Below are 14881 nucleotides of genomic sequence, written 5' to 3' on the forward strand. Positions count from 1 at the left end.
CGAGATTTTTTATGCAACATTTCACCGAACGCAATGGCGAACTCTACGTTGAAGATACTCCACTCGCTGCGGTTGCAGCGCGTTTTGGTACGCCCTGCTATGTGTACAGCCGCGCAGCATTTACGCAGCAATATTTATCTTACGCGCAAGCATTGGGTTCGCATCCCGGCATGATTTGCTATGCGATAAAAGCGAACTCCAATTTGGCGATCCTTAATATGCTCGCCAAACTAGGTGCAGGTTTCGATATCGTCTCTGGCGGTGAATTGGAGCGTGTATTGCTCGCCGGTGGCCAGCCCTCGCGCATTGTGTTTTCCGGTGTGGGAAAAAGCGCGGACGAAATGGCGCGCGCGCTCGATGTCGGTATTTTTTGTTTCAATGTTGAGTCGGAAGCAGAATTGGAATTACTGGCAGAAGTTGCTGCTCAAAAAGGCAAGGTTGCACATATTTCCTTGCGTGTGAATCCGGATGTGGATGCCAATACGCATCCGTACATTTCTACTGGCTTGAAAGAAAATAAATTCGGTATCGCGATTGAACGCGCACCAGCGGTTTATGCGCGCGCGGCGCAATTGCCCAGTCTTGCCATCAAAGGTCTGGATTGCCACATAGGTTCACAGCTAACCCAGCTCACGCCTTTTTTGGATGCGCTGGATCGCCTGTTATTGTTGGTCGATGAATTGGCGAGCAAGGGTATTGAAATTTCTCACTTGGATTTGGGTGGCGGATTGGGCGTGACCTATCGCAATGAAACACCGCCGCCCGTTGCCGATTACATGGCTGCTATTAAAGCCAAATTAGGTGATCGTAAATTAGCGTTAATGTTTGAGCCAGGCCGTTCGATTTCGGCAAACTCGGGTGTGCTGCTCACGCAAGTGATGTTCCTGAAGCCAACCGAGCATAAAAATTTTGCAGTGATCGATGCGGCGATGAACGACAACATTCGTCCATCGCTCTATCAAGCCTGGCAGGATATAAAAGCCGTGAAACCACGCGCGGGCGAGGTAAAAAAATGGGATCTTGTTGGTCCGATTTGCGAGACTGGCGATTTTCTCGGTAAAGACCGTGAACTCGCGATTGAACCGGGCGATTTGTTGGCGGTGATGTCCGCCGGTGCCTATGGTTTTAGCATGAGCTCCAACTACAACACCCGTGGCCGCGCCGCTGAAGTGGTGGTTGATGGCGATCAGATGCATCTGGCGCGCGCGCGCGAAACTTTTGAAGATATGATTCGCGGCGAAGCGCTTTTGCCGGAATAACTGTGAGATTCCCGTGTCCCGTTAATGTCATGCGGGCTGCGGGATAATCAATCACTCAAACGGAAAGAATCATGCGTTTACGTTTTAGCAAAATGCACGGCCTCGGCAACGACTTCGTAGTGATCGATGGCGTTAGCCAAAGTGTGCGTTTAACACCGGAAAAAATCCGCTACATTGCCGATCGCAATTTTGGTGTGGGTTGTGACCAAATTTTATTGGTTGAAACACCGGATACGCCCGATGTGGATTTTCGCTACCGCATTTTTAACTGCGATGGCAGCGAAGTTGAAAACTGTGGCAACGGCGCGCGCTGTTTTGCGGTGTTTGTGCGCGAGCGCAAACTCACCGGTAAAAATGTAATCAAGGTGCAAACCGCGGGTGGTTTGATCGAGCTGCGCGTGCAGCAGGATGAGCAGGTGAGTGTCGATATGGGCGCGCCGCGCTTGCAACCTGCGCAGGTTCCTTTTATCGCCGATGCCCAAGCAGTGACCTATCCGTTTGAAGTTGCAGGTAAAACCTACGATATTTCGGCGGTATCCATGGGCAACCCACACGGCGTATTGGTAGTCGATAATGTGAAGACTGCACCGGTTGCCGAGCTCGGGCCGCTGATCGAAAGCCACGCACGTTTTCCGGCGCGTGTGAACGCGGGCTTTATGCAGATTGTGTCGCGCAACGAAATTAATTTGCGCGTGTATGAGCGCGGTGTGGGCGAGACGCTCGCGTGCGGCACAGGTGCGTGCGGCGCGGTGGTGTCTGGCCGGTTGCGCGGCTTGCTGGATGAAAACGTCAAAGTGAATTTGCCCGGCGGCAGTTTGCAAATTTATTGGCCGGGCGAAGGGCAATCCGTCATCATGACGGGCCCAGCCGTTACCGTGTTTCATGGACAAATAAAAATCTAATTATTCTGAAAGCGACTTCTATGACCGAACATATCGCCACACTTGCTGATCCATTGGAGCCGGAACAAATCGAGGCTTATTTACGCGAGCATCCGGATTTTTTTGAGCAGCATGCAGATCTGTTGGCAGAATTGACTCTGCCCCATGAATCAGGCTCTGCAGTTTCATTGGTGGAAAGGCAAGTGGCGATACTACGCGAGCGCAATATCGATATGCGCAATCGCTTGAGCAAATTGCTGGATAACGCGCGTGACAACGATAAATTATTCGATAAAAGTAAGCGCTTGGTACTGAGCCTGCTCGAAGGCCAGGATATGGGCGATATTATCGATGCCTTGCTGTACAGCTTCGATAAAGATTTCAGTATTCATTTCACCAGTGTGATTTTGTTTGGTAATCCCGACAAAATCCCTGCAAGTGAGGCGCGTGTGGTGAATATTGCCGAAGCGCGGGAGTCTGTTGGTCCGTTGCTCAAAAATAGCCGCGCTATGTGTGGTACGCTGGGTTCCAAAGAAATGGAATTTATTTTTGGTGAGCATGCGCCAGAAATTGGCTCTATTGCCACGGTTCCGCTGGTGCATGGCAGTGTGTTTGGTTTGCTCACCATCGGTAACCGCGACCCGCAATACTATCGCTCCAGTATGGGAACGCTGTTTTTGAGTTATATTGCGGAAGTGCTCAATCGGTTATTACCAAAATATCTGCCACGCTAACATTGTTCACCGGAGATTTATGAACGACATTTCTCCACCCGCCATATCCTTACCCTTCACCGAACAGCTCGCTGCGTTTTATGCTTATATGCGCAGCGAGAAACAATTTTCCTCTCATACACAAAGTAATTACGCGCGCGATCTGGAAAAGTTCCAGCAATTTTGCATGCAAAAATCCCTCATAGCGCTGCCTGATTTGGGCGTGAATCATGTGCGTATGGCAGTGGCGCATTTACATCGCGAAGGCTTGGGCGGTAAAAGTTTGCAGCGCTGGTTGTCATCACTGCGCAGTTTTTTTCAGTTTTGCGTAAAACACGGGTGGATGAAAAATAATATTGCCGATGGCATAAGCGCACCCAAAGCGCCCAAGATGTTGCCCAAGACGCTGGACGCGGATCAAGCTGCGCAGTTTGTGCAAATCGAAGGTGATGAATTTATTAATAAGCGCGACCGCGCGTTGGTGGAATTAATTTATTCATCGGGTTTGCGTTTGGCAGAAGTGGTGAGTCTCAATCTGGTGGATATCGATTGGAGTGACTCAATGCTGACTGTCACCGGTAAAGGTAAAAAAACACGCATATTACCGATCGGTTCCTATGCGATAAGCGCACTCAAAGACTGGTTGGTCGAGCGCAAACAATATACGCAAGATAACGAGCAAGCATTATTTACCACCCAGCGCGGCGGGCGCATTAGCCATCGCGCAGTGCAAATGCGGATGCAGCAATTGAGCATCCAGCAAGGTATGGATAATCCCGTTCATCCACATATGTTACGCCACTCATTTGCAAGCCATATGCTGGAATCCAGCGGCGATTTACGTCTGGTGCAAGAGCTGCTCGGCCACTCCAATATTTCTACCACCCAAATTTATACCCACCTCGATTTTCAACACCTTGCCAGGGTTTATGACCAAGCCCATCCGCGCGCGACGAGAAAAACAAAAAACGAAGAAGAGTAAGCCGGGGCAGTTATGTTTTTCCTGATCTTCTCAGGAGGACGCTGTGATTTCTTGTTTTGCATAGATGTTATTCAATAGCGTGAAATAACTCTCAGAGTTTCACGTGAACAGTTATTTAATTGCGAAATTCAGAATTTTATAATGAGCTTCAGTTGGAAACTTCTAGGGACAATACTATGACGTCAAGAATGGATATTATTGATGGTGCTCAAGCTTCTGGTCGTAAATATGGATTAATCTATACTAAAAAGTGTGGGTGGATTGATTTGGGGCATGCTAATCCTGAGAGCGCTCTCTATTTTTATGGATGTTTCGCACTCATTTGAAACATTGCAGTCAGATTGGCCATTCAAAAAGTTAACTAACAGTGGATATAGTGCCGAAGATCTTGTCTCCAATTTAATTGGTTTTTATCGTGCTGTTGAGCCGAGCGGACAACACATCCAACTTTGTGAGCCAGTTAATAAGAGAATCGCATTGGAAATATGGGATAAATATGGTGCTGTTGGTGATATGAAAAATTACACAACAGTGCCTTATGTATATCCGATTTCTCCAGCTGTTGGCGGGCCAATGTCTGCTGAGTTACCTTATGCTTTGACAACGATAAAGCCTGCTAAAGAAGGTATTTATTACCGCGAGGCTAAGTAGAATGAAATTCAAATTCATGTTCTCTATGGTTATAGTGTTGTTAGTAGGGTTTGGGTATTTTGTGGTAGTTTCATTTTCAGAGCACAGGGAATATCAAAAATTCAGCGTTGATTATTGGATTTTAACGCCTAAAGAAATTGGCAGCCTCTCGGGGTTTTGCAGTGACACTCCTGGCTTTATTTATAGTGCGGCAGATGGCGCAAAGCCATTGATAGTTCAGTTGAAGTGCTTGGCGAAAAAAAGCGAAATTGTTGATTATCTAGAGCGCGACGGATTTTCCAAAATTAATGAAAAATCTTACCGAAAAGATAAGCAAGAAATTGAGCTTGTCTATGATGACGGTGAAAAAATGAATATGGCTACATTAATGATTTTTTTATAATGCAATACCTGTGTTCATATGTTGAATGATAAAAAATGGCGCATGTGCGCCATTTTTTATTCTCTGATTAATTCGGGAATTGTTTGGGTAATGTTTAATGTTGTGACTGGGTGGTAACCAATTTTCCGTTTTCCAATGGGATTTTATTGCCTGGGTCATAATCCATTTTGATTGACGATTCTTTGCCATCCAAACGATACACAACATCGTAACCGGTAATATCTTCGCGTGTTTCGTAAGTGGTTTTACAGCGTTGTTCTACCACTGTGTAAGTATCTCCCTCTTGCATATTTTTTTGTACTTTATCACCTGCATAACCACCGGCAACGGCACCTGCAACCGTGGCGACTTTTTTGCCGCTACCTCCGCCAACCTGATTTCCCAGTGCGCCACCAACCACTGCACCAATTACTTTTCCTGCGATACGGTTTTGGTCTTTCACCGGTTTTTGTTTAACCACGGTTTCGTCGTGGCATTCCTGATGCGGAATTTTAGTCTGCTTGATAATCGGTGTGCTGCTGATGACATCGGCGTGATCAGGGTCTTTCAATAATTGGTATCCGCCAATTGCACCACCCGCGGTGGCAATACCTGCACCCAACACTATGCCCATAAACATGGATTTGTTCATATTTTTCTCCTGCAGCTTGCGCTGTTTGCCATACACGATTTCATGTAAGCAAGAAGTTGATGAACAAAAACTTAATAGGTTTCTAATCTATTCCACGTTGAGACACAGGCAACGGCAAAGCTGTGACACAGTTTGGTTTATTGCGATGGATTTTGTTGTTGGGCAATATCGCGCAATGCCTGAGCGTAGACATCAGGCGATTGCGCGCCCTGCAATAAATGCTGGCGATTAATCACCAGGCTCGGGACTGCGCTGATACCTGCGTTGATCCATGTTTGTTGCAGGGTGCGTACCTCCTGAGTGAATTCGTTGCTCGCCAGAACGGTTTCTGCCCTGTGCTTATCCAGACCGGCTTGCCCAACGACATCTACCAGGATTTCTGTCTGGCTGATATTGCGCCCTTCACCTTGATAGGCTTGCATAAGCGCACGTTTTAATTGCACTTGTTTTTCGGCGGAATACTCTTGTTCTGCCCAATATAAAAGGCGATGACAATCAAAACTGTTCCATAAAAATTCACGCTCGGCAAAGGTGAATTGCAATTCGCTTCCGCGTGCGGCGATGGTGTCGTGGACGCTGCGGATTTGCGCATCGCCCATGCCATATTTCTGCTGCAAATAATCTTTCAGTTTTACCCCGCCTGCAGGGAGTTGCGGATTTAATTCAAACGGTTGGCAATGAATTTCCACAGGAGTTTCAGCGCCCAGTTGTTGAATGGCCGCGTCCAATGCGGCCAGCCCCAGTGCGCACCAGGGGCAGTTAATATCGGAAATAAAATCAATGCGCAGCATGAGCGGCTCCTGTGAGTGCGGCTTTAATGGATTCTGCCAGCGGTGTGGTGGCGCGGCCAATCAATTGGCTGAGCTGGTGTGAGTTATCAAACAATGTACCTTGCGCAGCGCTGGCATCGGAGGAGGCCAGTAATTCTGCAAGCCATTCGGGCAAGCCGGCATTTTGTAGGATTGTCCGGTATTCCGCTTCCGGTAAATTATTGTAGGGAATGTGCTTGCCTGTTTGCTGTGATAATTCCGCTGCGAATTCTGCCAGTGTATAAGCCTCATCACCGGCAAGTTCATACACTTTCCCGGCCTGGTTGTCGCGCACCAACACTTCTGCAGCTGCCGCAGCGTAATCGGCGCGTGCGGCGAGTGAAAGTTTTCCATCGCCTGCGCTGCCGAGCAGTAAATTAAATTGCAGTGCCGTGGGAATGCCCGCCGTGTAATTTTCGGTGTACCAACCATTGCGTAAGAACACAAAAGGAATGCCGGAGGCTTTGATCAACTGCTCGGTTTCTTTGTGTTCATGCGCGAGATCCATGATGGAATTTTCTGCATTGAGGATGCTGGTGTACGCGAGCAGTTTTACGCCGGCTTTTTTTGCAGCACTCACCACATTGCGATGTTGCTCCAGGCGTTTTCCCACTTCACTGCTGCTGATCAGCAAGAGCTTATCCACACCTTGCAGTGCAGTTTCCAGTGTGTCGGGTTGATCGTAGTCTGCGGTGCGTACCTGCAGCCCGCGCGCTTGCAGTTCACTCGCTTTGGCGGGGTTGCGCACCAGAGCAATAATCTGGTTGGCGGGGAGTTTCTGTAGCAATTGTTCTATAACTAACTGGCCAAGCTGGCCGGTGGCTCCGGTAATAGCAATCATAAAAACCTCGATATCTGGATGAGTCAGTGGCTATTGACACCTGAAAAGGTTGCCTGCGCGCAAGTTCAGGGGCAGAATAACAATCAAGCTAACTTTTAGTAAGTACGTACAAAAAGGTAAGTATGAAAAAAATTCAATCGACGACTGATGTAGATGTTATTGATTCGGGGGCAAGGGCAGGTGTAGAGGCAGGGGCAGGGTCTGCACCGAGGTATGCTTCCATCACCGAGGCGCTGGCGGCGGGCAATGTATTTGCCGACAAGTGCCCTTCGCGCCTGATCCTCAACCACATCACCAGCCGCTGGGGAGTATTGGTACTGGTCGCCTTGCTGGCGGGCACCCATCGCTTCAGCGAATTGCGCCGTAAGATCAATGGTGTCAGCGAACGGATGCTGGCGCAGACGCTGCAGGTGCTGGAGGGTGATGGTTTTGTCGATCGCCGTTCCTTGCCGGTGGTGCCGCCTCATGTGGAATACAGCCTCACGCCACTGGGAACAGAAGTGGCCGAACAAGTGCGCAGCCTGGTGGACTGGATTGAGCAAAATCTGGGGCGGATTAACCTGCCCGAGGATGAAACCCATGCTGCAAATGGCACCGAAGGTTAATCGGCTGCTAGTATTTCTTCACGAATAAAAACCACGACGAGTTATTTATGCTGAATTTCACCGGCGTACCCGCCGAGCTACAGCCTGCAGCCCAGCGTTTTTGGGAGCAATTTACCAGCGCGATCCAGAATCAGGATTTACCCCAGCCACAGACGCTCTTGCCGGAATCGGTGAGCGAAGGCGTATTTTTTGCGCAGCTAACCCGCGCTTTTGTGGCGAGTGAATTTATCGCCAAAACCGCCGCCCAAAAACCGGCCCTGTTACTGGATTTAATTGAGTCAGGTGCCTTGTTCCGCGCGCAGACCGATGCCGACCTTGAGCAGTTTGCATCGGTAATCAATGCCGGAATCAACGATGCGGATGTGGATGCCCGTCTGCGCCGCGAGCGCAATAAAGCGATGATCCGGGTGATCTGGCGCGACCTGAATCGCCTTGCGGGGATGAGTGAGGTGACGGCAGAGCTATCGCGCTTTGCGGATACATCCATCCAGTTGGCCGCTGAATATCACTACCGCGCGCTGGAAAAAATCTACGGCACACCGATCGGGCGCGAATCCGGTTTGGCGCAGCCGTTTATGGTGCTGGGGATGGGGAAATTGGGCGCGGGGGAATTGAATATTTCGTCCGATATCGACCTGATTTTTACTTTCCCTGAAGGTGGTGAAACCAACCATGCATCGCGTGCGGTGAGTAATCAGGAATTCTTCGTCAAACTCGGCCAGCGGCTGATCAAAAGTCTGGATGCGATCACTGCCGATGGCTTTGTATTCCGCACCGATATGCGTTTGCGCCCGCACGGCGAAAGCGGCTCACTCGCCATGAGTTTTGCGGGCATGGAAGATTATTACCAGACGCAAGGCCGCGAATGGGAGCGCTACGCGATGATCAAAGCGCGCACGGTGGCGATGGCCGGCGGCGAGAATCAAAAGGCTGCGCGCAAAACCTTGCGCGAGATGCTGCAGCCGTTCACCTATCGCCAGTACATCGATTTCAGTGCAATTGAATCCCTGCGCGAGATGAAAGGCCTGATCGCGCGGCAAGTACAGCGCAAGGGGATGAACCTGGATGTGAAACTGGGTGAGGGCGGCATCCGCGAGGTGGAATTTGTGGTGCAGGTCTTCCAGCTGATCCGCGGCGGGCGCGATGCCAACCTGCGCAAGCGCAAGGTGCCGGTGCTACTGCCGATTTTGGAGCAGGAAAACTACTTGCCGCCCGGAACCGGCGCAGCCTTGCTCGAAGCCTACATTTTTTTGCGAAATACCGAACACGCGATTCAGGGCTATCAGGACAAACAGACGCAAGCGCTGCCGGTTGATCCGCTCGGCCAACAGCGCTTGGCGTGGGTAATGGGGTTTGACAGTTGGGAGAATTTTTTCACTGTGCTGAGCGATTATCGCAAGCGAGTGAATGCCGAATTCAAAGCCGTGATTGCCGCGCCCGATGAAGAAGAGTCTATCGACCAGCAATCCCTGACCTTCTGCTTGAGTTTATGGGAAGGCAGTTTGCAGGGCGAGGATGCCATCCATGTGCTGGAGGCGCGCGATGTGGATACAGCGCCGGCGCTGGTAAAAAACCTGGCCGATCTACGCAACAGTCGCTCGGTGTTGTCGATGCAAGCCAGCGGCCGCACCCGGCTGGATGCGTTTGTGCCGCGTTTACTGCATATGTTATTTCAGGAGGCGGGTGCAGGTAAGTTACCACTAACTATCGCGGAAACCTTTGCCAGAATTGTACCTTTCATTGAGGCAGTCGCGCGCCGTACGGCTTATCTGGTGCTCTTGGTAGAGAACCCCACGGCGCTTCACCAGTTGGTTCGACTCTGTGCCGCCAGCCCGTTAATCGCCGACCAAATCACCCAATATCCAGCCTTGCTGGATGAGTTGCTGACACCGGAAAGCCTCTACACCCCACCGGACAAATCCCGTCTGCGCGACGAATTGCGCCGCGATGTGTTGCGCCTGACTTGGGATGACCTTGAGGGGCACATGGAGGCGCTGCGCTATTTCCGCTCTGCTCATGCCTTACGTGTCGCCGCCAGCGAAGTGACTGGTGCCCTGCCGCTGATGAAGGTGAGCGATTACCTGACCTATATCGCCGAAGTGGTGCTGGAGCATGTGCTGCAGCTCAGCTGGGAGCATTTGGTCGAGCGCCACGGTCGCCCGCGGCGCGCCGATGGTAGTGTTGATCTTGCGCCGGAATTTGTGATTGTCGGCTATGGAAAATTGGGCGGGATCGAGCTGGGGCATGGCTCGGATCTGGACTTGGTGTTTATCCACAATACCGATGCCAACCTCAGTACTGACGGCGAGCGCGCCATCGATAACCTGACGTTTTACACCCGTCTCGGGCAGCGGATTATCCACATCCTCAATACCTACACACCCTCGGGCAAATTGTACGAGGTGGACATGCGCTTGCGCCCCTCCGGTAACTCGGGTTTGTTGGTGTCGTCGCTGGTGGCATTTGAAAAGTATCAGGCCAACGAGGCCTGGACCTGGGAGCACCAGGCGCTGGTACGCGCACGGGTAGTGGCGGGTGATGAGCAGCTCGGCGAGCAGTTTGATCAGGTGCGCCAGCGCATATTGAGTCGCCCGCGGGATCTGGAAAAGCTGCGCACAGATGTGAGCGATATGCGGCGCAAAATGCGCGAGCAGTTGGGCAGTGAGTCCAAAGCCAAAAACCAGCCGCAAAATGCCGCCAAAACACCGGCTTTATTTAATTTGAAACAGGATGCCGGTGGTATCGTGGATATTGAATTTATGGTTCAATACGCGGCCTTGGCTTGGGCTGCACAAGCGCCCGAGGTCATCCGGTACACGGACAACATTCGCATACTCGGATCACTGGAAGAGGCAGGCTTACTCGATGCCGAATCCGTGGCCCACCTGATCGCGGCTTACAAAGCATACCGATCCACTGGCCATCGCCTCGCGCTACAGCGACAGGAGGCGGTGCTGGAAGGTGACAATCATTTCACTGAAGAGCGTGCACAGGTCACGGCGATTTGGGATCGCGTGATCGGTCACCCCTGATGACACAGACTTTTTGATAAAGAATTTGGAGTTGCTATGTCTTTTGCCGACCGCGACGGCGTTATTTGGCTTGATGGTGAACTCATTCCCTGGCGCGATGCCAAGGTTCACGTGTTGACTCACACACTGCACTACGGCATGGGCGTTTTTGAAGGCGTCCGCGCGTACAAAAGCGATAGTTTGGGTACCAGTATTTTCCGTCTGCAAGAACACACTGACCGCCTGTTCCGCTCTGCGCACATCATGCGCATGAAAATGCCTTACACCAAAGATGTTGTTAACGAAGCGCACAAAATGGTCGTGCGTGAAAATGGTTTGGCAGAAGCCTACTTGCGCCCGATGGCGTTTTACGGTTCCGAAGGCATGGGGCTGCGCGCTGACAATTTGAAAGTGCACATTATGGTTGCTGCGTGGCACTGGCCGTCATACATGTCGCCGGAAGCGCGCGATTTGGGTATCCGTATCCGCACCTCCAGCTATACTCGCCACCACGTGAATATTTCCATGTGCAAAGCGAAAGCGAATGGCCACTACATCAACTCATTGCTCGCGTTGCAAGAAGCGCTGGACAGTGGTTGTGAAGAGGCGTTGTTGCTGGATAACGAAGGTTATGTGGCAGAAGGCAGCGGCGAGAATTTCTTTTTGGTGCGCGATGGCATTATCTACACACCGGAATTGACCTCGTGCCTCGACGGCATCACCCGCAATACCATTTTCCATCTGGCGGCTGATTGCGGTTACACCATCAAAGAAAAACGCATCACCCGCGATGAAGTCTATGTGGCAGATGAGGCATTTTTCACCGGTACGGCGGCAGAAGTATTGCCGATCCGCGAATTGGACGGCCGCCAGATTGGCGAAGGCCGTCGCGGGCCAATTACCACTCGTTTGCAGGATTTGTATTTCAAATCCGTGCGCGGGGAGTTACCTGAGCACACCAACTGGTTGGCGCCAGTTGCAAAATAATCGCCACCTTAACGGAGCCGAATGGCTCCGTTATCATTTTTGCCCTCAGTAAATATTATTCGTGCCTATGATTGATATTGCATTCCCGACAGAGCTGAAAAAAATCCAAAACATTTTGGTGATTGGCCCTGCTTGGATTGGCGATATGATGATGGCGCACACGCTGATCCAATTATTAAAACAGCGAAATCCCTCGGCACAAATCGATGTGTTGGCATCCGGTTGGACGCGGCAATTATTAATCCGTATGCCGCAAGTAAATCATGTGATTGAGATGCCTATTGGTCACGGTAGTTTTGCATTCGCTGAGAGGCGTGCACTGGGCAAATCATTGATGTCGAACCAATACGACCAAGCGATTGTATTACCCAATTCGTTTAAGTCTGCTTTTATTCCTTTTTTTGCGGATATTCCTCTGCGCACAGGTTGGCGCGGTGAAATGCGTTATAGATTGCTAAACGATATTCGCGTGTTAGATAAAAAGCGCTATCCATTAATGGTACAGCGCTATGCTGCGTTGGCTTTTCCAAAAGAAAATGCACCACTCAATGAGTTCCCTTATCCGCGGTTAACGGTCGATCAATCCCAGCGCCCACAATTGTTAACAAAATTTGCATTGCAGCTGAATCGCCCGCTGTTAATAATTTGCCCCGGTGCTGAATACGGCCCGGCCAAGCGTTGGCCTGAACATTATTTTGCCGAAGTGGCCGATGAAAAAATCCGCGCAGGCTGGCAGGTGTGGTTAATGGGCTCAGCCAAAGACCGCGAAGTGACCGATGCTATTCGTCAATTGTTATTGGATGATGAGCGCGAGTATTGTTTTAATCTGGCGGGTAGCACTAATTTGGGTGAAGCGATTGATTTGATGGATTGCGCCGACGCAGTGCTCAGTAATGATTCCGGTTTAATGCATATCGCTGCTGCACTGCAAAAGCCCTTGGCCGTTATTTACGGTTCGACTTCACCGGAGCACACGCCGCCGCTTGCAGAGCGTGTCTCCATCATCAGTAACAAAATCGAATGCGCGCCCTGTTTTGAGCGTGAATGTCCCAAGGTTCATCACAAATGCTTGCGCGAATTAATGCCACAACAAGTGATTACTGCGTTGGATGAATTGACTGCACAAACCGCTGTGTTGCAAATGGATAGTAACGGATGAAATTAGCGATTGTTATTTTTCGCTATTTTCCGTTTGGCGGTTTGCAGCGCGATATGTTGGCTATTGCGCAGGCAGCACAGGTTCGTGGACATACGGTCACTGTTTTTTGTGGCGATTGGCAAGGCGAAAAAATTCCCGGTATTGATGTTGTGGTTATTAAGTCATCCGGTTTTTTTAATGTCGCTGGCGTAAAACATTTTGTAAATAGATTTTTGCAGCAGTTTCCACGCAATGAATTTGATCTGCTGCTCGGCTTTAACAAAATGCCGGGTTTGGATGTGTATTTTGCAGGTGATAGCTGTTTTGCGCACAAGGCTTATGCTGAGCGTGGCGTACTGTATCGGTTAACTCCGCGCTCGCGTTTGTATCTCGCGTATGAGCGAGCCGTATTTGCCGCAGAAAGTGGCGTGCATGTTTTGTCATTGGTCGCAAGTGAGCAAAAACAATTTGTGCGTTGTTACGGAACACCTGCGGAGCGTTTTCATTTTCTCCCTCCGGGAATTTCTGCGGCGCATATCGCCTGTGAAAACCCTAGCCATGCGCGCATGGCGCTGCTGCACGATTTAGGTCTCACACCCGATACTCGCATTATTTTATGTTTGGGCTCCGGTTTTAAAACCAAAGGTGTCGATATCAGTATTGCCGCATTTGCCGAGTTGCGCGCGTGCGCGTCCTATCCGGTGGCATTGGCAATTGTGGGTAGCGATGATCCTTATGATTATCGTAAACAGGCGCAGAGTCTGGGTGTCGCAGATCAGGTTTTTTTTCTCGGTGCGCGCAGTCCTGTAGGCGATTTATTACATGCCGCAGATGTGCTCTTGCATCCGGCGCGTAAAGAGCTTGCGGGTAATGTCATTCTGGAGGCGATGCTGTGCGGTTGCCCGATTGTGGCATCTGCGCATTGCGGTTATGCGCATTATGTCGCTCAGCAAGCCATGGGGGAGTTAATCCCGATGGGTGCCACGCCTGTTGCCATCGCAAATATGGTTGCTTCTGTTTTGACAGTTGATAGTGCTGTGTGGCGTGAGCGCAGCGAAGTTTTTGCAAAGACTTCGGATGTGTTTTCGCGCGTGGATGTTGCATTGCAAATTTTGGAGCGCATTGCAAATAACAATCTTATTGCCAACCGGCATCAGGTGTTATCGACAGCGAATCAACATGTGGTTTTGCTCGATGAGTTAGTCGATGCATGGCAAGATCAGGATGTGTTTTCAGTGATGGAGCATATGCGTGGCAAGGTCGCGCGGGAATTACCTGATCGCCAAACCATGCGCTTTGAAATAAATGGGCGAGGTTACTACCGCAAGTGGCATCGCGGTGTTGGCTGGAAAGAAATCATTAAAAATCTGCTGCAATTGCGCTGGCCAGTATTGGGTGCCACTAACGAATGGAATGCGCTCACTAAATTGCGTGCATTGAATATCCCGAGTTTAATTCCGCTCGCCTATGGCGTGCGTGGTAAAAACCCTGCGAGGCAGCAATCTTTCATTGTCACCCGCGAGTTAGCTGATGTTATTCAGCTAGATCATTTCTTTGAGCAACATAATGTCAGCTTCAAGGCAAAACGTTGCATTCTCGCGCAAGTGGCGTACATGGTGCGCGAGCTTCATGCGGCGGGAATAAATCATCGCGATTTATATCTCTGTCATTTTATGTTGAAGACAGATTTTCTGGTGAACCAGAATGCCGAGCCAGATATTTATTTGATTGATCTGCACCGCGCGCAGATGCGCATGCAAGTGCCGGAGCGCTGGCGGGTAAAAGATGTTGGCGGACTATTATTCTCAACGTTGAATTTGCAATTTACCCACCGCGATTATCTGTATTTTTTGCAAATCTATTTTGCACAGGATCTGCGCAGTTTGTTAAAGGAACAAAAGTCTATGTTGGAAAAAATCACAGCGCGTGCGATCAAGATGTATCGCCGCGATTTTGGTCGCGCCCCGCACTATTTCGGGGTTAAAAAATAA

Annotated in this window: 14 protein-coding genes; 11 read left to right on the plus strand and 3 right to left on the minus strand. The window is 50.2% G+C overall.

Annotated elements, in window-relative coordinates; all coding sequences use genetic code 11:
• Positions 1-11: 11 nt before the first annotated feature.
• The 6 genes from lysA (at position 12) to VC28_RS16775 (ending at position 4868) form a co-directional block, all read left to right on the plus strand.
• Complete coding sequence (gene lysA / locus VC28_RS16750; protein WP_049631654.1) at positions 12-1259, plus strand: diaminopimelate decarboxylase; 1248 nt, start codon at positions 12-14, stop codon at positions 1257-1259.
• A gap of 71 nt (positions 1260-1330) precedes the next feature.
• Entirely contained in the window at positions 1331-2161 is an 831-nt protein-coding gene (gene dapF, locus VC28_RS16755; RefSeq protein ID WP_049631655.1) for a diaminopimelate epimerase, read from the plus strand.
• Between the two features lie 20 nt (positions 2162-2181).
• Complete coding sequence (locus VC28_RS16760; protein ID WP_049631656.1) at positions 2182-2874, plus strand: DUF484 family protein; 693 nt, start codon at positions 2182-2184, stop codon at positions 2872-2874.
• Positions 2875-2893: 19 nt separating this feature from the next.
• A complete protein-coding gene (xerC, locus tag VC28_RS16765; protein WP_049631657.1) occupies positions 2894-3835 on the plus strand; it encodes a tyrosine recombinase XerC in 942 nt (313 codons plus the stop codon).
• A 273-nt stretch (positions 3836-4108) separates the two neighbouring features.
• Positions 4109-4486: a hypothetical protein gene (locus VC28_RS16770; protein ID WP_197085556.1), complete on the plus strand. Its 378-nt coding sequence runs from the start codon at positions 4109-4111 to the stop codon at positions 4484-4486.
• 1 nt (position 4487) lies between these two features.
• A complete protein-coding gene (locus tag VC28_RS16775; protein ID WP_049631658.1) occupies positions 4488-4868 on the plus strand; it encodes a hypothetical protein in 381 nt (126 codons plus the stop codon).
• A gap of 94 nt (positions 4869-4962) precedes the next feature.
• Here the strand turns inward: VC28_RS16775 and VC28_RS16780 are convergent, their stop codons facing one another.
• The 3 genes from VC28_RS16780 to VC28_RS16790 form a co-directional block, all read right to left on the minus strand.
• Complete coding sequence (locus VC28_RS16780; protein ID WP_369799061.1) at positions 4963-5487, minus strand: glycine zipper 2TM domain-containing protein; 525 nt, start codon at positions 5485-5487, stop codon at positions 4963-4965.
• 149 nt (positions 5488-5636) lie between these two features.
• Complete coding sequence (locus VC28_RS16785) at positions 5637-6290, minus strand: DsbA family oxidoreductase (protein ID WP_049631660.1); 654 nt, start codon at positions 6288-6290, stop codon at positions 5637-5639.
• Positions 6277-7149, minus strand: a complete 873-nt coding sequence (locus VC28_RS16790; RefSeq protein ID WP_049631661.1) for an SDR family oxidoreductase — start codon at positions 7147-7149, stop codon at positions 6277-6279. The genes VC28_RS16785 and VC28_RS16790 overlap by 14 nt, the downstream gene beginning before the upstream one ends.
• 122 nt (positions 7150-7271) lie before the next feature.
• On the opposite strand from VC28_RS16790, the gene VC28_RS16795 reads away from it, so the two are divergent.
• From VC28_RS16795 to rfaP, 5 genes are all read left to right on the plus strand, one after another.
• Positions 7272-7754, plus strand: a complete 483-nt coding sequence (locus VC28_RS16795) for a winged helix-turn-helix transcriptional regulator (protein WP_082191594.1) — start codon at positions 7272-7274, stop codon at positions 7752-7754.
• A gap of 47 nt (positions 7755-7801) precedes the next feature.
• A complete protein-coding gene (gene glnE / locus VC28_RS16800) occupies positions 7802-10786 on the plus strand; it encodes a bifunctional [glutamate--ammonia ligase]-adenylyl-L-tyrosine phosphorylase/[glutamate--ammonia-ligase] adenylyltransferase (RefSeq protein ID WP_049631662.1) in 2985 nt (994 codons plus the stop codon).
• A 36-nt stretch (positions 10787-10822) separates the two neighbouring features.
• Entirely contained in the window at positions 10823-11752 is a 930-nt protein-coding gene (locus tag VC28_RS16805; RefSeq protein WP_049631663.1) for a branched-chain amino acid transaminase, read from the plus strand.
• Positions 11753-11819: 67 nt separating this feature from the next.
• On the plus strand, positions 11820-12911 hold the full coding sequence (gene waaF, locus VC28_RS16810) for a lipopolysaccharide heptosyltransferase II (RefSeq protein ID WP_049632484.1): 1092 nt from the start codon (positions 11820-11822) through the stop codon (positions 12909-12911).
• Positions 12908-14881, plus strand: a complete 1974-nt coding sequence (gene rfaP, locus VC28_RS16815; RefSeq protein ID WP_049631664.1) for a lipopolysaccharide core heptose(I) kinase RfaP — start codon at positions 12908-12910, stop codon at positions 14879-14881. Before waaF ends, rfaP begins: the two co-directional genes overlap by 4 nt.

This window comes from Cellvibrio sp. pealriver, assembly GCF_001183545.1.
In the GTDB taxonomy this organism is placed as follows: domain Bacteria; phylum Pseudomonadota; class Gammaproteobacteria; order Pseudomonadales; family Cellvibrionaceae; genus Cellvibrio.

Bases quoted from the DNA above. Each gene is read 5' to 3' on its own strand.
- VC28_RS16795 (WP_082191594.1), top strand. From the start codon at position 7,272: ATGAAAAAAATTCAATCGACGACTGATGTAGATGTTATTGATTCGGGG.
- rfaP (WP_049631664.1), top strand. From the start codon at position 12,908: ATGAAATTAGCGATTGTTATTTTTCGCTATTTTCCGTTTGGCGGTTTG.
- dapF (WP_049631655.1), top strand. From the start codon at position 1,331: ATGCGTTTACGTTTTAGCAAAATGCACGGCCTCGGCAACGACTTCGTA.
- VC28_RS16805 (WP_049631663.1), top strand. From the start codon at position 10,823: ATGTCTTTTGCCGACCGCGACGGCGTTATTTGGCTTGATGGTGAACTC.
- VC28_RS16785 (WP_049631660.1), bottom strand. From the start codon at position 6,290: ATGCTGCGCATTGATTTTATTTCCGATATTAACTGCCCCTGGTGCGCA.
- glnE (WP_049631662.1), top strand. From the start codon at position 7,802: ATGCTGAATTTCACCGGCGTACCCGCCGAGCTACAGCCTGCAGCCCAG.
- waaF (WP_049632484.1), top strand. From the start codon at position 11,820: ATGATTGATATTGCATTCCCGACAGAGCTGAAAAAAATCCAAAACATT.
- xerC (WP_049631657.1), top strand. From the start codon at position 2,894: ATGAACGACATTTCTCCACCCGCCATATCCTTACCCTTCACCGAACAG.
- VC28_RS16780 (WP_369799061.1), bottom strand. From the start codon at position 5,487: ATGTTTATGGGCATAGTGTTGGGTGCAGGTATTGCCACCGCGGGTGGT.
- VC28_RS16775 (WP_049631658.1), top strand. From the start codon at position 4,488: ATGAAATTCAAATTCATGTTCTCTATGGTTATAGTGTTGTTAGTAGGG.
- VC28_RS16760 (WP_049631656.1), top strand. From the start codon at position 2,182: ATGACCGAACATATCGCCACACTTGCTGATCCATTGGAGCCGGAACAA.
- VC28_RS16770 (WP_197085556.1), top strand. From the start codon at position 4,109: ATGCTAATCCTGAGAGCGCTCTCTATTTTTATGGATGTTTCGCACTCA.
- VC28_RS16790 (WP_049631661.1), bottom strand. From the start codon at position 7,149: ATGATTGCTATTACCGGAGCCACCGGCCAGCTTGGCCAGTTAGTTATA.
- lysA (WP_049631654.1), top strand. From the start codon at position 12: ATGCAACATTTCACCGAACGCAATGGCGAACTCTACGTTGAAGATACT.